Annotated in this window: 15 protein-coding genes, 1 tRNA gene and 1 pseudogene; 9 read left to right on the top strand and 8 right to left on the bottom strand. The window is 57.2% G+C overall.

The features are described from left to right. Positions 1-159: 159 nt before the first annotated feature. Positions 160-576, top strand: a complete 417-nt coding sequence (locus ACYVNQ_RS00505; RefSeq protein ID WP_460900180.1) for a helix-turn-helix domain-containing protein — start codon at positions 160-162, stop codon at positions 574-576. Positions 577-825: 249 nt separating this feature from the next. On the opposite strand, the gene yidC is transcribed toward ACYVNQ_RS00505, so the two are convergent. The 4 genes from yidC to rpmH form a co-directional block, all read right to left on the bottom strand. Beyond that, positions 826-2496 carry a membrane protein insertase YidC gene (gene yidC / locus ACYVNQ_RS00500; RefSeq protein WP_460900179.1) on the bottom strand — a complete coding sequence of 557 codons (1671 nt, stop codon included), beginning with the start codon at positions 2494-2496 and terminating at the stop codon, positions 826-828. A gap of 30 nt (positions 2497-2526) precedes the next feature. Further along, on the bottom strand, positions 2527-2757 hold the full coding sequence (yidD, locus tag ACYVNQ_RS00495; protein ID WP_460900178.1) for a membrane protein insertion efficiency factor YidD: 231 nt from the start codon (positions 2755-2757) through the stop codon (positions 2527-2529). A gap of 67 nt (positions 2758-2824) precedes the next feature. After that, positions 2825-3355 carry a ribonuclease P protein component gene (gene rnpA / locus ACYVNQ_RS00490; RefSeq protein ID WP_460900177.1) on the bottom strand — a complete coding sequence of 177 codons (531 nt, stop codon included), beginning with the start codon at positions 3353-3355 and terminating at the stop codon, positions 2825-2827. Positions 3356-3376: 21 nt separating this feature from the next. Next, positions 3377-3511 carry a 50S ribosomal protein L34 gene (rpmH, locus tag ACYVNQ_RS00485; RefSeq protein ID WP_133649748.1) on the bottom strand — a complete coding sequence of 45 codons (135 nt, stop codon included), beginning with the start codon at positions 3509-3511 and terminating at the stop codon, positions 3377-3379. Positions 3512-3920: 409 nt separating this feature from the next. Here rpmH and dnaA point away from each other — a divergent pair, with 409 nt between their 5' ends. From dnaA to ACYVNQ_RS00450, 7 genes are all read left to right on the top strand, one after another. After that, entirely contained in the window at positions 3921-5579 is a 1659-nt protein-coding gene (gene dnaA / locus ACYVNQ_RS00480; RefSeq protein ID WP_460900176.1) for a chromosomal replication initiator protein DnaA, read from the top strand. A 304-nt stretch (positions 5580-5883) separates the two neighbouring features. After that, positions 5884-6987 (top strand): DNA polymerase III subunit beta, encoded by a 1104-nt coding sequence (gene dnaN / locus ACYVNQ_RS00475; RefSeq protein ID WP_460900175.1) that lies wholly within the window; start codon positions 5884-5886, stop codon positions 6985-6987. Between the two features lie 113 nt (positions 6988-7100). Next, positions 7101-9575 (top strand): DNA topoisomerase (ATP-hydrolyzing) subunit B, encoded by a 2475-nt coding sequence (gene gyrB / locus ACYVNQ_RS00470; protein WP_460900174.1) that lies wholly within the window; start codon positions 7101-7103, stop codon positions 9573-9575. A 128-nt stretch (positions 9576-9703) separates the two neighbouring features. Beyond that, a tRNA-Ala gene (locus tag ACYVNQ_RS00465) sits at positions 9704-9801 on the top strand. Positions 9802-10229: 428 nt separating this feature from the next. Beyond that, positions 10230-12053: an HNH endonuclease signature motif containing protein gene (locus ACYVNQ_RS00460; RefSeq protein WP_460900173.1), complete on the top strand. Its 1824-nt coding sequence runs from the start codon at positions 10230-10232 to the stop codon at positions 12051-12053. Positions 12054-12093: 40 nt separating this feature from the next. Continuing rightward, entirely contained in the window at positions 12094-12543 is a 450-nt protein-coding gene (locus ACYVNQ_RS00455; protein WP_460900172.1) for a very short patch repair endonuclease, read from the top strand. A 58-nt stretch (positions 12544-12601) separates the two neighbouring features. Beyond that, positions 12602-13381 carry an Eco29kI family restriction endonuclease gene (locus ACYVNQ_RS00450; RefSeq protein WP_460900171.1) on the top strand — a complete coding sequence of 260 codons (780 nt, stop codon included), beginning with the start codon at positions 12602-12604 and terminating at the stop codon, positions 13379-13381. 64 nt (positions 13382-13445) lie between these two features. Here the strand turns inward: ACYVNQ_RS00450 and ACYVNQ_RS00445 are convergent, their stop codons facing one another. Continuing rightward, entirely contained in the window at positions 13446-14660 is a 1215-nt protein-coding gene (locus ACYVNQ_RS00445) for a DNA cytosine methyltransferase (protein ID WP_460900170.1), read from the bottom strand. A gap of 510 nt (positions 14661-15170) precedes the next feature. Between ACYVNQ_RS00445 and ACYVNQ_RS00440 the strand changes: the two genes are divergently transcribed. Then, entirely contained in the window at positions 15171-16262 is a 1092-nt protein-coding gene (locus tag ACYVNQ_RS00440) for an HNH endonuclease (RefSeq protein WP_460900169.1), read from the top strand. Between the two features lie 173 nt (positions 16263-16435). On the opposite strand, the pseudogene ACYVNQ_RS00435 reads toward ACYVNQ_RS00440, so the two are convergent. From ACYVNQ_RS00435 to ACYVNQ_RS00425, 3 genes and pseudogenes are all read right to left on the bottom strand, one after another. Then, a pseudogene (locus ACYVNQ_RS00435) lies at positions 16436-16996 on the bottom strand (recombinase family protein); the annotation flags it as partial. Between the two features lie 608 nt (positions 16997-17604). Then, the gene (locus ACYVNQ_RS00430; RefSeq protein ID WP_460900168.1) at positions 17605-18306 is read right to left on the bottom strand and encodes a DarT1-associated NADAR antitoxin family protein; all 702 of its coding nucleotides are present in this window, start codon (positions 18304-18306) and stop codon (positions 17605-17607) included. 2 nt (positions 18307-18308) lie between these two features. Next, positions 18309-18944, bottom strand: coding sequence for a DarT ssDNA thymidine ADP-ribosyltransferase family protein (locus ACYVNQ_RS00425; protein WP_460900167.1), 636 nt, complete (start codon positions 18942-18944; stop codon positions 18309-18311). Between the last annotated feature and the right edge of the window lie 460 nt (positions 18945-19404).

Below are 19404 nucleotides of genomic sequence, written 5' to 3'. Positions count from 1 at the left end.
AGTAGCTAAAAGCCTTATCGAATAAGCAAACTCGGAAGTTCATCGGACTTTCTCAGTTAGTCCTATGTTTGCCTGAACCAGGACGGGTTTATCTCAACCGAGATAAATGTAGCGTGCACAGTTGTCTACGCCAGGCGGATGCGATTGCACAATCTCGGCATGCCGACCACTGACGAAAAACTCGCCTTCTCCGAACGCCTGAAACTGGCGTTGCGGCGCGTTCCGGAAAAACCGGAAGGTCCGACTGCGGTCGCGCGGTTTTTCAACTTGCGCTACCTCGGCGAGCCGGTGTCGACGCAAACGGTCGACAAATGGTTGAAGGGCCGCACGATTCCCAAACCCGACAAACTCGAGACGCTGGCGAAGGCGCTCAACGTCGAATTGCACTGGTTGCACTACGGGCCTGGATCGAACGGCTCGAAGACAAAAGTGAAAATGCCGGCGCCGGACGAAAAGTACCCGCCTTCCGCGGAATCGATCGAACTGGCCAACAAGATCGGGTCTTTGACGCCACACAATCGCTACCTCGTAGAGGAACTGGTCGCGCAATTGTATGACGACCCCGACAAGGGGTGATCAACCAAAACCGAGGGCCGTGCACATTCTGGCAAGCCGGCGAAGATCGGCTGCTGTACGGTGTTCACGCGGTAGAAAACCTGTCGCACAAACGAAAAACCCCGCGCTGCGATGAACAGTGCGGGGTTTTCGTTTTGCTTTGCTATGTCTTGCTTCGCGATCCGATAAAGCCGCCCGAAAGTCGCGGCTTTTTCGTTAGGCCCTGAAGGAACGAAGCGCCCCGCTCCCTCAAGGCTTTCCGCGTCAGCGTCAGGCCGGCTTCTTGTTGCCGGCGCCCATCATACGCGTGATGTAGTACTGCTGGGCGATCGACAGCACGTTGTTCACCACGTAGTACAGCACCAGACCGGCCGGGAAGAAGAAGAACATCACCGAGAACGCGAGCGGCATGAACATCATCATCTTGGCTTGAACGGGGTCCGGCGGCGTCGGGTTCAGGCGCGTCTGCAAGAACATCGACACAGCCATCAGCACCGGCAGGATATAGAACGGGTCTTGTTGCGACAGATCGTGAATCCACAGAATCCACGGCGCGCCGCGCATTTCCACCGACGACAGCAGCACCCAGTACAGCGAGATGAACACCGGAATCTGGATCACCACCGGCAGACAGCCGCCGAACGGGTTCACCTTCTCGGTTTTATAGAGCTCCATCAGCGCCGAGTTCATCTTCTGCGGATCGCCCTTGAAGCGTTCGCGCAGCGCCTGCATACGCGGCGTGATCGTCTTCATGCGCGCCATCGACTTGTAGCTGGCCGCCGACAGCGGGAAGAACACCGCCTTGATCAGCAGCGTGAGCAGCACGATCGACCAGCCCCAGTTGCCGACATAGCTGTGGATCTTCTCGAGCAGCCAAAACAGCGGCTTCGCGATGATCGTCACCCAGCCATAGTCCTTCACCAGTTCAAGACCCGGCGCGATACCTTCGAGCATGCGCTCTTCTTCCGGACCGGCGAACAGGCGCGCCGACACATCGTAAGACTGGCCCGGCTGGATCGTCGGCAACTGCTGCGTCACACCGACGCGATACAGCTTCGGATCGATCTTGTTGACGTAGATATCGCGCTTCACGCCATCCGCGGGAATCCACGCCGACGCGAAGTAATGCTGAACCATCGCGATCCAGCCGTTGTTGGCCGACGTCGCGTAATCCTGCTTGTTCTTGTCGACGTCGCTGAACGACAGCTTCTGGAAGTGATGCTCAGCCGTATAAACCGCCGGCCCGATGAACGTATGCGAGAAGCGCGGCGTTTCGACCGGCTGATCGTCGCGCACCAGTTCCATATACGCGGTCGGCGCGATCGGCGTGGTGCCGACGTTCTCGACCTTGGTATCGACGTTGATCACATAGCTGCCGCGCGTGAACGTGTAGGTCTTGACGACCTTCACGCCACCTTTCACCGGCGACTCGAGGCTGATCTTCATCGTGTTCTGGTTGGCCGCGAGGTCATGCGGCTGACCCGGCACTGGCGTGAACACGTCGTTGTGGTTCGGGAAATCGCCGCCGAACAGACCGGTACGCGCCACATACGTGTGATCCGCGGTGTGATCGAACAGCGTGATCACGAGATCCGGCTGCTTGCCACCGTCGCCCTGCTTGACCAGCGTCAGCTTCGACAGCGTGCCGCCGAGGGTATCGATGTCGCCGCTATAGACGTCGGTGCTGAACGGCAGCAACTGAGCCTTCTGGGCAGCCGGCGCGGTATTACCCGGCGCAGCGCCCGGCGCGGTATTCGGCAGATCCGAAGCCTGTGTCCCCGGCGTAGTCGTTCCCGGAGCGGCGGACTTATTAGCAGTTTGCGTCTGCGTCGCGCTCGGGAAGAACATCGACGGGCGTCCATGGGAGCGTTGCCAGTTGTCGAACAGCATGACAACCGATACGAAAAAGATGACCCATAGGACGGTGCGTTTGATATCCATGCGTTGTCTCAGTGTCGATGCGATGGCGCATCAGCGCTTTTCAGAAATGGGAGGCGGGACTAGGTCGACGCCGCCGGCCGAAAACGGGTGGCAGCGGCACAAGCGCCTGGCGGCGAGGTAAGTACCACGCGCGGCGCCATGATACTGGATTGCCTCGCGGGCGTAATCAGAACAGGAAGGATAAAAGCGGCACCGGCTGCCGAGCATGGGGCTCACGGCAACTTTGTAGAAACGCAGTAAAGCGAACAGTACCGTTTGCATGGCTAGTGCGGCCGGAAGGCGCCGCCCAACTGTAAGAGCCGACTGCTACCGGCCGAGGGCATGGGGGTCACGGCTTGCTACGCTCCTCCGGCTTCGCACCTGGCTCGGAATCCACCGGAACCGGAACCGGCATCGCCTCACGTCGTTTGATCTCCCGCGCCACCTTATCCAGCAGCGTTTCGATCTCCCCGCGGGCCAGCGCTTTCAGCGGCAACGACGCCGCACTTGGAAACGCCTTCTTGTCGATGCGCGTATGCAGCCTGAGCAGCACATCCCAGCCACTGAACTCCGCGCGACGCAGTCTAAACGCCTCGCGTGACTGCCGCTTGATCAGATTGCGCGTGGCTGCGCGCGCCGCGAACTTCTTGCCGATCACGAGCCCGAGCCGGGCGTCATTCCCCGTGGGCCGCGCGTAGACAACGAAATGCGGCGTTCGCCGCCACGGGCGCAAACGAAAAACGGATGAGAATTCATCCGTTTTCAGCAGCCTGGCGGCTTTGGGGAAGGCGGCTTGCGCGTGGTGCAACTGAACTGGGTTCTGCTGCGGCGCTACTGCCGACCCCGCCTTGGCTTCGCGGGCTTCCGACACAGCGCGCAACCGCTAGACGACAGAGCCCGCTTAGATCGCGAGGCGCTTACGGCCCTTCGCGCGACGTGCGTTGATGACCTTGCGGCCGCCGACGGTCTTCATGCGAACGCGGAAACCGTGGGTGCGCTTACGACGGGTAACGGAAGGTTGGTAAGTACGTTTCATGTTGCTCTCACTTTCTTGTGAAATAACCGCTCGCGAACGTCACGGAGTGCCTGAAAACGGTACTGCGCGTGTAACGGGCCGAGGGTTCTGGAAATTGGTTCGTGCGGAACCCGCTATTTAAACCGGTTTTCTTTTGGTCGTCAATAGCTTAGCTGCCCGTCAGACGACGGAAGCAGCTCGCATCGAGATGATCGTGCCCTGTGGATAACTCAACTTCACGGGTCGTTTTGGGTTTAGAATCTCGCCTTACATCCCAAGAATCCTGCCTGCCGCTCCACCGCGCTCACTGCCGCAAACCCTTGTGGCACAAGCGTGTGGGGCTGTTTCGTCCGGCTGCTTCGGGTCTCGTCGCGTGTTGGTGACAAGAGCAGCGGCGGATGCGCGGTGCAACCATAACGACAGCGACTTGATGAACGAATTCTGGCAACACTGTTCCGCATTGTTGGAGCGCGAGTTGACGCCCCAGCAGTACGTGACGTGGATCAAACCGTTGGCCCCTGTCGCTTTCGACGCCGACGCGAATACGCTGAGCATCGCGGCGCCGAACCGGTTCAAGCTCGACTGGGTCAAGAGCCAGTTTTCCGGACGCATCACTGATATGGCACGCGATTTCTGGCACTCGCCGATCGACGTGCAGTTCGTTCTCGATCCCAAGGCTTCGATGCGCGGCGCTGCGGCGCCGGCTTCGGCACGTCCGTCGGCGCTGAGCGCAGGCGGCTCGGGCGTAGCAGCGGTTGGCGCGGCGGTCAGCGCCGTGCAGGCGGCCCAGGCCGCGCGCGTCGCGTCGTCGTCGAATGGCGGCGCGGGCGGCGGCATGAGCAACAGCAACGGCGCATCAGCAGGCATGGGCTACGGCCCGAACGGCAACGCAGCCGGCCACGCGCATCAACAAAATCAGCATTCGTCGCAACACAACGGATCGGCGGACGATTCAGCCGACCTCGACCTGCCGAGCCTCGACGCGAACGAAGCCGCCGCCGCGCGCCGCACGTGGCGCCCGGGCCAAGGCGCCGCGGGCAGCAACGGCGAAACCGATTCGATGTACGAGCGCTCGAAGCTGAACCCGGTGCTCACCTTCGACAATTTCGTCACGGGTAAGGCGAACCAGCTGGCGCGCGCCGCGGCGATTCAGGTGGCGGACAACCCGGGCATCTCATACAACCCGCTGTTTCTCTACGGCGGCGTGGGCCTCGGCAAGACGCACCTGATCCACGCGATCGGCAACCAGCTGTTGATGGACAAAGCCGGCGCGCGGATCCGCTACATCCACGCGGAGCAATACGTATCGGACGTCGTGAAGGCCTACCAACGCAAAGCCTTCGACGACTTCAAGCGCTACTACCACTCGCTCGACCTTTTGCTGATCGACGATATCCAGTTTTTCTCGGGCAAATCGCGCACGCAGGAAGAGTTCTTCTACGCGTTCGAAGCGCTGGTGGCGAACAAGGCGCAGGTGATCATCACCAGCGACACGTATCCGAAAGAAATCTCGGGCATCGACGACCGCCTGATCTCACGCTTCGACTCCGGCCTGACGGTGGCGATCGAGCCGCCGGAACTGGAGATGCGCGTCGCGATCCTGATGCGCAAGGCGCAATCGGAAGGCGTGAGCCTAAGCGAAGACGTCGCATTCTTCGTGGCGAAGCATCTTCGCTCGAACGTGCGCGAACTCGAAGGCGCGCTGCGCAAGATTCTGGCGTATTCGAAGTTCCATGGCCGCGAGATCACGATCGAGCTGACGAAGGAAGCGCTGAAAGATCTGCTGACGGTGCAGAACCGCCAGATCTCGGTGGAAAACATCCAGAAAACGGTCGCGGACTTCTACAGCATCAAGGTCGCGGACATGTATTCGAAGAAGCGCCCGGCGAACATCGCGCGGCCGCGGCAGATCGCGATGTACCTGGCGAAGGAGCTGACGCAAAAGAGCCTGCCGGAGATCGGCGAATTGTTTGGCGGCCGCGACCACACAACGGTGCTGCACGCGGTGCGCAAGATCGCCGACGAGCGGAGCAAAGACGCGCAGCTCAACCACGAATTACACGTGCTCGAACAGACGCTCAAGGGCTAACAAAGCGACACCGCAAGCCCGAGCACCTTAACCAGCACGAGCCCCTCAGGGACCCCTCAACGAACCGCCGACAGACCGCCCAAAACGATCTGTTTATTTCGCTGAACGTCCCCAATTTAGGGAAGCGCTACCTTTTTCAGGCACAATATAGGTTTAACCGCCCGCCCGGCCTCTAACGGGAGGGTGGAGAGTAAGACGAGTGACGCCGGACCGGCGCGGTAGGGGCGCCGGCGGGGGGCCGGGGCCATGCGCATCGAAGCGGTCAGGCGATGCGAGCAGGCCGACACATCAACGAAGGAACTCTATGCAACTGGTCAAGACCGAACGCGATAACCTCCTCAGGCCGCTGCAAACCGTGAGTGGCATTGTCGAACGCCGCCATACGTTGCCGATCCTCGCCAATTTGCTGATTACCAAGAACGGCCCTGACGTGTCGTTCCTTTCGACGGACCTCGAGCTCCAGATCACGACGCACGGCGACTTCGGCGTCGGCGGCGAATCGGTCGCGACGACGGTTGCAGCAAGAAAACTCCTCGACATTCTGCGCGCGATGCCCGACGGGCAAGTCACGCTGACGCTGAACGACAAGCGTCTGACGGTGCAGTCCGGCAAGAGCCGCTTCGCGCTGCAGACGCTGGCCGCCGACGAGTTCCCCACCGTATCGCAAGCTAAAGACTTCGGCGCGAACCTCGCGGTTCCCCAAAAGACGTTCCGCCAGCTGCTCGGCATGGTGTATTTCGCGATGGCCCAGCAGGACATCCGCTACTACCTGAACGGCATGCTGCTGGTGGTCGACGGCAACCAGCTGATGGCGGTTGCCACCGACGGCCACCGTCTCGCGTACTCGTCGATGAAGATCGAAGGCTCGTTCGCGCGCCAGGAAGTGATCATCCCGCGTAAGACGATTCTCGAACTGCAGCGTCTGCTCGAAGACATCGACGACGAACTGAAGATCGACATCGCGCCGACCCAGGTGAAATTCCGCTTCGGCCAGGTTGAGCTAGTCTCGAAGCTGGTGGAAGGGAAGTTTCCCGATTTCCAGCGCGTGATTCCGAAGTCGCACAAGAATTCGTTTGTGATCGGCCGCGAAGAACTGCAGCGCTCGCTGCAACGCGCGGCGATTCTGACGTCGGACAAGTTCAAGGGCGTGCGCTGCATTATCGAGCCGGGCCAGCTGAAGATCATGTCGACCAACGCGGACCAGGAAGAAGCGCAGGAAGAACTGGAAATCGCGTATCAAGGCGACAGCGTGGACATCGGCTTTAACGTTACGTATCTGCTGGATGTGCTGGCGAACCTGAAGGTGGACATGTTGCAGGTGAGCCTCGGCGACGCGAGTTCGAGTGCGCTGATTACGATTCCAGAGAACGACGAATTCAAATATGTGGTGATGCCAATGCGCATCTGACGCCACCGACAATAAGAACAGACCAAGGGGCGCATCGCCCCTTTGGCGTTTTTATGGTGTTTTGAAAATACCCCTTGCAGTATCCCAGCAGTACGCAGAACCGGAAGGAACCCATGAGTGAAACGAACCATACCCAACCCGATAACAGCAGCTACGGCGCCTCGTCGATTCAGATCCTTGAGGGTCTGGAGGCGGTGCGCAAGAGACCGGGTATGTACATCGGAGACACGTCAGACGGCACCGGTTTGCACCACCTCGTATTCGAAGTGCTGGACAATTCGATCGACGAAGCGCTGGCCGGCTACTGCGACGATATTAAGGTGATTATCCACGCCGATAATTCGATTTCCGTCACCGACAATGGCCGCGGCATTCCGACGGGCATGAAGATGGACGACAAGCACGATCCGAAGCGCAGCGCCGCGGAAATCGTGATGACGGAACTGCATGCGGGCGGCAAGTTCGATCAGAACAGTTACAAGGTGTCGGGCGGCTTGCACGGCGTGGGTGTGTCGTGCGTGAACGGGCTTTCGTCGTGGCTGCGCCTGACGGTGCGACGCGACGGCAAGAAACACTTCATGGAGTTTCATCGCGGCGTGCCGCAGAACCGCGTGATCGAGGAAGTGAACGGCGAGCGCGTATCGCCGATTCCGGTGGTGGGCGATACGGAGAACCGCGGCACGGAAGTGCACTTCATGGCCGATGACACGATCTTCGGCAACGTCGAATACCACTACGATATTCTCGCCAAGCGGATTCGCGAGTTGTCGTTCCTGAATAACGGCGTGCGGATCCGGTTGACCGATCAGCGCTCGGGTAAGGAAGATGATTTTGCGTTTGGCGGCGGCGTGAAGGGTTTTGTCGAGTACATCAACAAGACCAAGAGCGTGCTGCATCCGACGATTTTTCACGTCGACGCAGAGAAGGATAACGTGCGCGTTGAAGTGGCGATGCAGTGGAACGATAGCTACAACGAAAGCGTGCTGTGCTTTACCAATAACATTCCGCAGCGGGATGGCGGGACGCACCTCACCGGGTTGCGTGCGGCGATGACGCGCGTGATCAATAAGTACATTACCGATCAAGAGATTGCCAAGAAGGCGAAGGTTGAGACTTCGGGTGATGACATGCGTGAAGGGCTTTCGTGCGTGTTGTCGGTGAAGGTGCCGGAGCCGAAGTTCAGTTCGCAGACGAAGGATAAGTTGGTGTCTTCGGAGGTGCGGGCGCCGGTTGAGGAAATTGTGGCTAAGGCGCTTGAGGAGTTTCTGCTTGAGACGCCGACGGATGCCAAGATTATTTGCGGGAAGATTGTTGATGCTGCTCGCGCTCGGGATGCGGCGCGTAAAGCGCGGGAAATGACGCGGCGCAAGGGCGTGCTTGATGGGGTTGGGCTGCCTGGGAAACTGGCTGATTGCCAGGAGAAGGATCCGGCTAAGTCTGAGATTTATATCGTCGAGGGCGACTCTGCAGGTGGGTCGGCTAAGCAAGGGCGTGATCGTAAATTCCAGGCGATTCTGCCGCTGCGCGGTAAGGTGCTTAATGTTGAGAAGGCGCGCTACGACAAGCTGCTGTCTTCTGAGCAGATCGTTACGCTGATTACTGCGCTTGGTTGTGGCATCGGTAAAGAGGATTACAACCTCGATAAGCTGCGGTATCACCGCATCATCATCATGACGGATGCGGACGTTGATGGCGCGCACATCCGGACGCTGCTGTTGACGTTCTTCTATCGGCAAATGCCGGAGATGATCGAGCGTGGGTATATCTATATCGCGCAGCCGCCGCTTTATAAGGTTAAGGCGGGTAAGGATGAGCGGTATCTTAAGGATGGGGCTGAGCTTAATGCGCATATGCTTCGCCTTGCCTTGAATGGTTCGGAACTCATCGCGTCTGAAGGCGCTACGCCTATTGCAGGCGACGCGCTTGGTGAACTCGCTCGTTCGTATTTGCTCGCGCAAGGGGTGGTTGAGCGGCTGAGCAGGCTGTACGACGCGAATGCGCTTGAGGCTGTGATGGATGGGGTTACGATTGACCTGTCTAGCGAGGCTTCGACGGAAGTGTCGGCTAAGGCACTTGAGGCGAAGCTGCGGGATGATGCGCTGAAGCCGGAAGTGCGGGTGTATCCGATGTATGACCCGGTAAGGGAACTGCGGTCGCTGCGGGTTGAGCGGTGGCATCACGGGAATGTGAAGAAGTCTGTGATTGATGAGGAGTTTCAGCTGACGGCGGACTACCAGCAGCTCGTCAATACCGCGAATACGTTCAAGGGGTTGATTGGGGCGGGCGCTGTTATCAAGCGCGGTGAGCGGAGCATGGCTGTTAGCGACTTTAAGAGCGCGATGAAGTGGTTGATCGCGGATGCTGAACGCAATGTTTCGAAGCAGCGCTACAAAGGCCTCGGTGAGATGAATCCCGAGCAGCTTTGGGAGACGACGATGGATCCCAACGTGCGACGCTTGCTGCGTGTGCAGATCGAAGACGCAATCGCTGCCGACGGGATCTTTACTACATTGATGGGCGACGAAGTGGAGCCGCGCAGAGCCTTTATTGAGTCCAATGCGCTACGGGCTGGGAACATTGATGTTTAAAGAAGTCAGTAGACGTAGGGCGCCAGAGTATGTGCGACTGGCGCCACAGTTTTGCGACTGTGGGACTAAGTTTGTGCGACTGACCTATCTGAGCAAGAAAAGTCCTGCCCCGATTGCAGTATGGGTTGGGGGCGTCGGAGTTGAAGGTTGCTTACGGACAGCCGGATAGCATAGCGTCGCGTTCGCAATGCGAAGGTCGTGAGTTCGATCCTCATCCGCTCCACCAAAGAATTCCTTTTAAAACCGGTCGCTTAGGCCGGTTTTTTCATTCGGGCGCTGCTCCGTCGTCGTCTGGTTTGACACCCCGCCGGGTGACATCAGGGTGACAAGCGGGTGCCTGTCTAACGGCAAGAATGACATAGGGTCTGCGGCAGGGTCAATCCTCCGATCGGCATCGCCGCGAAGCGTCCCACGATCCGATCCCTGGCCGGTTGGCAGGGCACTGCTGACGTCGAGGCATTCTTAAAGTCGCTAGCCGACTACGAAGCCCGGGACGTAGGCGTCCCGTGAGAGTAATCCGCGTTGGCGTCCGTTCCGGAAAATCAAATCTGCATCGCGTTACGAAAGTGGGACATCACCGGATTTGAGACGGACGCGGTTATAACGCCCTACAATCTCGTTTCTCTTACCTTGTCCCTTAACGGAAGAACGACGATGGCCACGGGTCCCCGAGTGCACCTTGATCACCTGATCAACCGACAGAGTTTGCGCTATCGAAGCAAAGTCGTGAACGGCCTAGAGCACAGCGGCAGCGTCGCCGGTCGTCGATCTGATAGCAATATCCGCTTTGATGACATTCGGCAAAAGGATGGTTGGTTTGATCGGCTCGTCAAACCCGATTTCCAGCGGGCCACTTGTGCTTGGGATCCGGAGGCATGCGTCACTTTTCTGAGCGCGGTAATTCGCAGGCGGATCATCCCATCAATTATTCTGTGGCGTAGTAGTGAGAATGGATTGGTGTATGTGCTTGACGGAGCGCACCGTCTATCCGTCCTTCGAGCTTGGATGATTGATGACTGGGGCGATAGAGCCGGCGATTTCTACGACAAGAACGAGAACCTACAAGAGATTCAGGCGGCGGCCCAGTCAGCACGACTACTGGTCAATGAGAGGATCGGGCCTTTTTCAGAGTTCGAAGCCGCCCACGTAGAGTGGAAGGGGATTGCTCGCAAAGGGGGGGCGCCTCTTGCGTTAATGCGCCCTCGCGAATTTGACATGGCAATGTTCCACTCCGACATGGTGGACTCCAGCAGGACTTTGCATGCGCAATGGGAAGACGGGGACTATGAGGCTGCAGAGGAATCGTTCCTCGCGATTAATCGACAGGGCGAACCCCTGGACGACGTTGAACAGCTTCTCATTGAGTATCGGAACGGAAGTCTTAGCCGGGTCATCATGAGTATCGCGAGTGCTGGCGCATCCGGCCATTATTGGCCTGAGCCACCCGATGAGCAGCACTTGTCCCAAGGTGTTCGCGACAAGCTTGAGGGGTTCAGTGATCGGTGCAGCGCTTTGCACCATCTGCTGTTCGTCCCGCCGTTCGATGCCAAGATTCTTGATATCAATGTGCCCTTCGTTGTGGCGCCAGGGCATTTCCGCCCACATCAGCACCTCATCGAACTCTTGCCACTCTTGGTGGAGGGCGGTGCCGTGGGTGGCGAGCGCCTTCCGCAATTGTTGGCGAAAGATTCGTCAGCAGACGTTGAGGAAATCATCTTCAATGCAGACATGTTGCTGACCCTGCTGGAAAGGAAGCTGGGCCATTTGGGCGGGAAAAACACGGACTCTCGATCGCTGTCCGTGGTGCCGCTGATCTACTGGTACAACCGGAAAGCGACTTTCGTTCGAGGCCTTTTCTATGGCTGGTGCCATTGGCTTTTGTCTGGTGACGATACGCAAATACAAGAACGGAAGATCGCCGTGTCTGCCATTCGGGGCGACCTAGAAGAGGTCCTGATTCGGTTCAAGGATGAAATCGCGGAAGTGCAGCACAGGAGCGGTGCAGGTCTAAAGGCGTTGGGAGCTGTGGCGACAGTGTTGCAGAAACTCGTGGAAGCACTGCTTTCCGAACGGGGCTTGCCTGTTGACGACACCGACGAAAAGATCAGGCAGATTCTCGGAGCCAAATCTATGCCTCGTGTGAGAGCTAGCAATGCCCGTGCGTTTTCCAAAGGAAACCGGATTGAAATCAATGTTCGCGAACTCCTGAACTCGGCAATCAAGTGCGAGATTTGCGGCGGCGTTGTAGACCTCAAACAAGGCCTCCAGTACGATCACAAGCACGAACACGCGAAAGGTGGACTTAGTGTTGCGGAAAACGGTCGCCCGACACATCCGTTTTGCAACTTGTTCCGAGAGCGTATCACTGAAGTGCGCAGCGGTGCCTCCAGCATGCGTTTGCCGAATCTTGTCGATCCCGCAACGGCTAGCCGGACCTACAAGCAACTGACGCTCTGGGACGCTTTCCCTGGAGAATGACGTAGGCTGCATTGCAGAGGCCGCGCCCCGAGAGGCCGATATGGTAGATACCGTGGATCAGGCGACTCGCAGCCAAATAATGGCTCGAGTGCGCAATAAGCACTCGTCCCCTGAAATGCTAGTGCGTAGGCTCTTGCATCATGCGGGCTACCGATATCGACTGCATCGCAAGGACCTCCCCGGGACTCCCGACTTGGTTTTCCCTAGCCGTAAGAAAGTGATTTTCGTTAACGGCTGTTTCTGGCATCGCCATGAACGATGTGCGCTTGCCCGTATCCCCAAGACGAGGGTCGACTTCTGGACGGCGAAACTTAACGGCAACAAGGAAAGGGACGAACGGAAGATCTCAGCGCTAAACAAGCTAGGTTGGGAGACCTTCGTCCTGTGGGAGTGCGAGCTTGGCGATTGCGCCGAGGTGCTTCGTCGAGTCACCAACTTCTTGGGCCATACGAATGCGTCAGGAAGTACCGTTTCTAGTGTGTGGCCATGATAATGGGTAGCATCCGGCTTTCCAGCAACGTAGTCTCAAGAACATCTCCGGCGACCCTATGCACTCGGCGAAATTCGAAATTGACATAATCCACGCTTTATCGTCCCAACTTGAAGCCGCTTTCGATAAATTAACAATCGGAGCGCTTACGACCGTCGCCCTCGATACGTTGGTCGATGACCAAGGCATCTATCATCTTTATCATGCTGGCTTACTGGTATACGTAGGGAAGGCCGACAGTCTTCCGGATCGGTTGCGCGAGCACCGTTTGAAAATTAGCGGACGGCGCGGGATTAACGTCGACGATATTGGTTTCAAGTGTCTTTATGTGCACGAGAACTGGACTACATTGGCGCCTGAAACTTCGATGATTCGCCATCACAAGAAGAAAGGACCGGGTTTATGCGAGTGGAATGGCAACGGTTTCGGTCCGCACGACCCCGGCCGCAATCGTGAACTTACCAACAAGGCACCGGACGGCTTCGACATGCGCTATCCAATCAAGGAGGACTGGCCGTGCACTTGGGTGGCGCCCGGCGAGTGGAAAGTGTTAAATCTGCTGGTCGCGCTCAAGGATCCTAAGAGGTTGCCATATCTCATCCGCTACGAGACTGAACATCTTGGCGGTGACAAATTTGCACATTTCACTAAGGGACATCCAGACCACCGGACAGCGACGGTGATCGTTCCAGCCGCCGATATGCCGGCGGCGGAGCTCGTTAAATTGATTACGCGAGCTCTGCCCGGATGGCAGTCTACGGCGTTCCCGAGCCATATGATCCTGTACAAAGAGCAACGCACGTACAGACACGGCACGCTCATTCACTACGAACCTTAGATCACCGCCTTTGTTTAGGCAGTTTCCGCCTCTTCAACTCATCAAGTTGCAGTCGATCTGGATGCTAAGCGAGAAAGGCGCGGACCGGTCTATGTTTTGCAATCGTAGCCTTTACCGCTGCGTGTCCTAGTACGTCGGCCACGGATCGGGACACAATTTCTGCAAGACGAACCGGAACGGCATTCCCAAGCTGGCGCATAGTTTCCGACCAAGATCCATGAAACCGATATGAATCGGGAAACGTCTGAAGCCGCGCCGCTTCACGGACAGTGAAGTAGCGGACCGAGCCATCGGGATAGGCGACCATGTTCTCGCCCCCTGGAACGCCGTGGACGCCTGCCTTCAATGTTTTTGCTGGCTCATCCAGCGGACTACCCGTGTGTCCGGGATACGTTCTAGCGCCGCCGTTGAAGACGTGATTGTGGAACTTCGCAGCCTCTTTGGTTTGAGGGTCTGGAAGGCCTGCAATTGCGTCACGGACAGTCTGCCAAGGCTGGAGAGTCCACAAGGCACTTCTTGCAGCAAGCTTGGCAATTCGCGATTTCAGCCTATCAGGTGGCAGTGGGCGTTGCCTCTTAGGAACATCATGCTTGTCCCAATAGGTACCAGTCGCATACTTTGCAACCAACAGTTCATCTTCCGAGTGCGTCGGCTCAGGGAATGACCATTCGACACCAAGGTCTGCGCGAATACCCACGATGAAAACACGCTCGCGCTTCTGCGGTACTCCATAGTCAGCGGCGTTGAGCAGTCGGAAAAAAACCTTGTATTTTGGAATGCGCCTTCCGGAACTGTGGATCCGTTCAAGTCGAGCTAAGTGCTCAAGCCACGTCTCGTTCTTCTTGCGAACGACATCCGGATACGTCAACTGCAGAGTGATCGACTCAAAATAGCTCGCGAAACTCTCACGTAACAATCCTTTTACATTCTCAAAAATGAAGGCCTTAGGATTAATGCGTCGGATGGATTCAATGGCAACGGGAAACATGTCCCGAGCGTCAGTATCCCCTCCGTGTTTGCCGCCCATCGAGAATGGCTGGCAAGGTGGGCCCCCGGAGATAACGTCTATCAGGTCCTTGTGCGCATCGTAGTTGTATTTACGCGCGTCGTCGTCGAAAAGCTCGAACGCCTCGCCTTGCCCTGAATAGTGGGCACGATTGTCTCGAATGGTTTGACAGGCATCGGCATCCCATTCGACAACTGCGTCATGGACGAATCCAGCCCTAGTCATCCCCATTGCGAGACCGCCGGCGCCGGCAAAAAGCTCGATGTTATTCATCTACTCACTTCCGTTGTTTTCTAATGGCAGGTCAGTCTGCCTATCGCCGCCGAAGCGTCCCTTGTGTCCCGCGCCTCTTGGCCTTTTTGGCTCAATCCCGACGCGCCGCAAGGGGGGGCGAAAATCAACGCCCCGTTCCGCCAGTTCTGCCATGAGAGTAACGATGACAGCAAGGTGAGACGGTACCTCTCCTCGCATGGCGCAGTTCGTCACGGAATTGCGATTCATCCGTAGCAGTTCCGCGAATTCACGGATAGTAATCCCGGCCTTCCCAAGCTGCCTTTGGAACTCGTCGTAGGTCATGCGGCATTCTAGCCTGCTCTCGTTGACAGTTTACACATCTTTTTGTGGGAAATACACATTATTTAATGTGATTTTTAAGACTTCGATTTCAAACAGTGACGGTTACGCCTATGGAGTCCATTCAAGCGCCGCTCGTGGACGATCTCGCAGAGTGCGGTCCAGAGTTAAACTCAGACAAAACTACCGGGGGGAGTGGAATTGGCAAGCATGTTCCAAGTGACCGACGAAGGCGGCTCGCAACTGGATGCGCGTTTCTCGGTGGACGGCGCGGACATCATCCTGCACAGCCGTGGGGGAGCGAAAGGGCGGCGTGGGGCAGCAAATGCCGACTATGCGAAGGCGCTCCTCCTGCTGACCAGCAGACTCTCGCAGGCCGCTATACCCATCTTGGGCGTATGGGTCGACAGCTCTACCGTCCAGTCACTGCCCCTTGGAGCACGATCGATTTTGGGTGAATCCGAAGGAAGTTTGTCGCCAGAGCGAATTTGCAGCCTGTTGAGCAGTCGCATGAAAGGTGTTCGTGGCGATCCGGATTCCAGCGCGACGGGCGGCAACTCAACGAAGCGCATCAGAATCGAAACCGGCTTCGGTGGGGCGAGTGAGGACTTGGCTACTAGGCTTGGGGGGGAAGCGGTTGAAGGAGACCTCCGGAGCATGGAAAGGCTACCCGCTGAGATGCTGCGCCGCGCAACGCCCGAGTATGTCTTTCGTGCGGTGCAGCAATTCATTGAGGGCAATGCGCAGGATGATGCCTTTGGCCCGTCAACTGACTACGACCTGATCGCTGACGGCGGCCGCCTCCTTCCGCCTAAAGCCGTCTTTGGACTCGCACTTTCGATGGCACTTGATGGCGCACCGATCGAACCGAAACATTTCACTGCTGGGGGGTTGTGTTTCACCCTGTTGCGGGAGGCGGGTTATCAGGTTGTGCGCAAGGGTGAGGCGCATGAGTCTCCCGACAGTGAAATCTACAGCGACCAAGAATGGCGTGAGGGCGGAGTCAGGCTGAGATTTCACATGAAACGGGAACGGAAACCCGGCCTCGCGAGGGCAAAGAAGGCGGAATATCGTCGAACACACAACGGACGGCTTAATTGCGAACGCTGCGGCCTCGACCCAGTGGCGCACTACGAAGCCGAAGAGGCCGAGGCATGCATCGAAGTTCATCATTCTGCCGTTCACGTCAGCGAAATGGCGGAAGGGCACAACACCACTCTCAGCGACCTCCAATGTCTCTGCGCCAACTGTCACAGATTGGTCCATAAGACTCTGAGTAGGCAGAAAAGGAAGTCCTGTTGAATCATCCTCCTGAGGTTCAAACCACCGCCACCGTTCTCTGTTCGCACGCACACAAGCGGAATGATTGAGGCTACGCGAACATCGGCTCGGGAAGGTCTAAAAAGTACCCGGCCCGGCTACGACTGTCGATGCATGTCGTCGTCACAACGCTGCGGTCCCGCCGTGTGGCAACGCTACTGCCTGATATCCTTTGACACGGATGCAATCGTGGCTCGGGAGCATTCAAGATTGGTTTGAATCCACTGCCACGATAGCCCCTTGTCGAGTGACTTGCGGATCGCGGAGCGCTTCTCCGTATCGACCGCGCGGCCCTTGTAGGCGCCTGCGGCCTTGGCTTTCGATATGCCCTCGGCCTGACGGCGGCGACGGTCCAAGTAGTCTTTGCGGGCGACAGCCGCAAGCATGTCCAAAAGCATCCCATTCACAGCGCCCATCATGCGTCGCATGAACTCGCCGGACTCGTCGCGCTTCAGCGGCGTCCACGATGTCGGCAAGTCCTGAGCCACGATCAGCACGCCCCGCGCTTCAATGTCGGCCCGCAGCTTGAGCCAGTCTGCCTCGTTCAGCCGGGAGAGTCGATCAACCTGCTCCAGAAGTAGCACGTCCCCGGCTTCGCAGTCATCCAGTAGTCGGAAGAGTTCTGGGCGTTTCAGACTAGCGCCTGACTCATTTTCCCAATACCAAGCCGCGACCCTGACCCCTTGATCCTTGGCGAACGCCTGCAATGCCCCCTTGGCTCGCTGCGCGTCTTGCTACTGGGTGGATGCTCTCATGTAGGCTCGGATGTGCACGGTGTTAACCACAGTACTGTTAGGGTAATTTAAGAGTACCGGTACTCTTAAAGTTGGTCGAGTTGTTATTGCAGTACCGGATTCGAGCCGTCGCCTTAGATATACGCTAGCGAAACCGGTTTCGAGGGGTATTCGAAAGGTTTTGTCATTTTGAATGAAAACCCTGAAAAGGCCGCCAGCAAAGGAGAGGAGTAGGTATTGAGAGATTTTCTTCGGCTCAGCACTCTTACCAACAGCCGACCTACAGAAAGAGCCGTTTTTCCGCAAAAGTGGAGCAATTGAATACATATTTTTTGAGGCGAAAAATATATATTGGGGCAGGGCGCGGATATCGAGAAATTTCGGGCATTCGGATTCAGCGGCGGACGTTGGTCATGCATGCTGCATTGCGAAAATCAGGCATCGTAGAAATCTGCGGAACATCCGGCGGTTGTCGACCCATTCAGCTATCTCCGTCTCTGTCTTGCAAACGGCCTTTCATCCCGATAAGTTCCTCTGGCACTAAACCAGGCGCTGCACGGCAAGGGCATTGACTTTCTCTGGCGATGTATCTAATCGAGTAACGACCTGTTTCGAAGCGTGTTTTCGTGGGCGTTACTGACCGCGCCCGTGTCGATCACGCGAAGATACTTGTCCTGATCTTTCAGAACGTGGTCTGTTAGCAGTCCGCGTTCGTACAGCGACACATAGAGAGCAGCCGCGTATGCTTGGCAGTTGATTGAGCGCTCGGGGTTGAATGCAATGTCAGAGAACGCGCGGTACGTCAAAACAATTTGAGCGAGTTCGGGCTGCCTGTGCAGAGCGTTGATGTAAAGCCAATCATAGAATGCAGTTCGCGGTTGAAGCGGCCAGTCCTTACCGTACCACTGGAATTTGACCAGTCTGCCGAACTGGGTGAGGCGCGGATCGCGCTTCGCATCAATTGACTTGACATCGAGAAGGTCTTTGAATGGGCCGCCGCGCTCAAAAACCTTGCTGGCTTGATAGGCGCACTCCAAACTGTATTCTCGACGTGGCGTCTTTATCATCAGATTGAAAGCGCTCAGCTTGACGCCGTGCTCGTCCTTGGACTTGCTGGATATTTCTAGCACGCTATCGACGTGCAGTCGTTCCGTCGCCTTCTGATGAAGCGAATCGATCGACTTCTGAGCTTGGCTTTTTGCCATCCCGGGAAACCAATGGAACTCAATAAGCTCGGTCGAGACGAGCAATGGACCGCTCAGGGACGGCGTAAATATCGGGCGTGTGGCCATGTCTATACTTGCGGTTGCGGCCAGTGGGCGTAGTCGTGGCGGTATGAAAAAAACCCTTCGTGTCTCCACACTTGAAGGCCCGGGTACAGTGCCTCAACCTGCGCTTTCATTGTATCGTTCGCCACCACAACGCCCCGGAGGTACGCAGCCGGAACGCCTTCCAGCATCAATACCTCTGCCTGCGGATTGGTCGGCAGGTGGTCTTTCAAATTCAGGTTCGCCCGGATTTTATCGTCGAAGTCGTTGTACATGGCCTGAAACGCAGCTAGCCCGAATCGCTGAATGATGGGGATGGCCGATACGCGGTTGGCCGCTGCGTTCGTGGTGCAGAAGGCACATGGCAACGTCCAGAGAGCCGAGGGATCGATAACAACTACTACCCAGTCCTCCTGTGGATTTTCTCGCCGATAACGGTAGAACATTTTGTAGTTGGGAAAGCCGATTGACACGCATACGGCGTCAGTACCGTCGAGCCGGTATTGATCATTCACTATGCCAGCGACATTCCGTCCGTCCAACCTGCTGCGACGCACCAGCCCGTGTCGAAGGATGGATGCGAGGTTGGATAGTCTGGTGAAATGCAATAGATACGTGATACCTCTTTCGGCCACATACTCTTGTGTTGTGCTTGCCGCCATCGCGCCCCCGGATTTTCTTTGATCTGGTTATTGTCTTCGTCACCTAATATACCCTAGGTGCCGAGCAGATACGCGCAGGCTTCGGACGGAGATCAAGCGGTTCCAAAATTGACCGCGCCAAACGGTTACGCCGCCCGGCGCGCGATGAGCTCAAACGATAGCGAGCCGTTCTGCGCATAAAAGGCCCTGGTGGTCCGGGGCTATTTGTGCAATTGAGGTGATTTGTGTAGCACGCATCAGTGCTTCTGCTTCGCGGCGGCGATATTGCGCTTTGCGGGCGCGCTGCCTCGCGTCGTGTTCCGCCGTTTGCACTGGTTGTTGATTTGCGCGGAACCCTGACCCGGGCTACGCAGTAAGGGGATGCGGACAAAATCCTGGACTACCTGGAGGGTAGTTCATGTATTCATACGCAGACCGCATCCGCGCAGTCAGGCTGTACATCAAACTGGGGCGACGTGTC

Source organism: Paraburkholderia jirisanensis (genome assembly GCF_054782355.1).
The sequence above is the reverse complement of the archived record's forward strand: the minus strand, read 5'-3'. Positions and strand labels throughout refer to the sequence as shown.

Coding starts and splice junctions, on each gene's coding strand:
- ACYVNQ_RS00505 (WP_460900180.1), top strand. CDS start 160: ATGCCGACCACTGACGAAAAACTCGCCTTCTCCGAACGCCTGAAACTG.
- yidC (WP_460900179.1), bottom strand. CDS start 2,496: ATGGATATCAAACGCACCGTCCTATGGGTCATCTTTTTCGTATCGGTT.
- yidD (WP_460900178.1), bottom strand. CDS start 2,757: ATGCAAACGGTACTGTTCGCTTTACTGCGTTTCTACAAAGTTGCCGTG.
- rpmH (WP_133649748.1), bottom strand. CDS start 3,511: ATGAAACGTACTTACCAACCTTCCGTTACCCGTCGTAAGCGCACCCAC.
- dnaA (WP_460900176.1), top strand. CDS start 3,921: ATGAACGAATTCTGGCAACACTGTTCCGCATTGTTGGAGCGCGAGTTG.
- dnaN (WP_460900175.1), top strand. CDS start 5,884: ATGCAACTGGTCAAGACCGAACGCGATAACCTCCTCAGGCCGCTGCAA.
- gyrB (WP_460900174.1), top strand. CDS start 7,101: ATGAGTGAAACGAACCATACCCAACCCGATAACAGCAGCTACGGCGCC.
- ACYVNQ_RS00460 (WP_460900173.1), top strand. CDS start 10,230: ATGGCCACGGGTCCCCGAGTGCACCTTGATCACCTGATCAACCGACAG.
- ACYVNQ_RS00455 (WP_460900172.1), top strand. CDS start 12,094: ATGGTAGATACCGTGGATCAGGCGACTCGCAGCCAAATAATGGCTCGA.
- ACYVNQ_RS00450 (WP_460900171.1), top strand. CDS start 12,602: ATGCACTCGGCGAAATTCGAAATTGACATAATCCACGCTTTATCGTCC.
- ACYVNQ_RS00445 (WP_460900170.1), bottom strand. CDS start 14,660: ATGAATAACATCGAGCTTTTTGCCGGCGCCGGCGGTCTCGCAATGGGG.
- ACYVNQ_RS00440 (WP_460900169.1), top strand. CDS start 15,171: ATGTTCCAAGTGACCGACGAAGGCGGCTCGCAACTGGATGCGCGTTTC.
- ACYVNQ_RS00430 (WP_460900168.1), bottom strand. CDS start 18,306: ATGGCCACACGCCCGATATTTACGCCGTCCCTGAGCGGTCCATTGCTC.
- ACYVNQ_RS00425 (WP_460900167.1), bottom strand. CDS start 18,944: ATGGCGGCAAGCACAACACAAGAGTATGTGGCCGAAAGAGGTATCACG.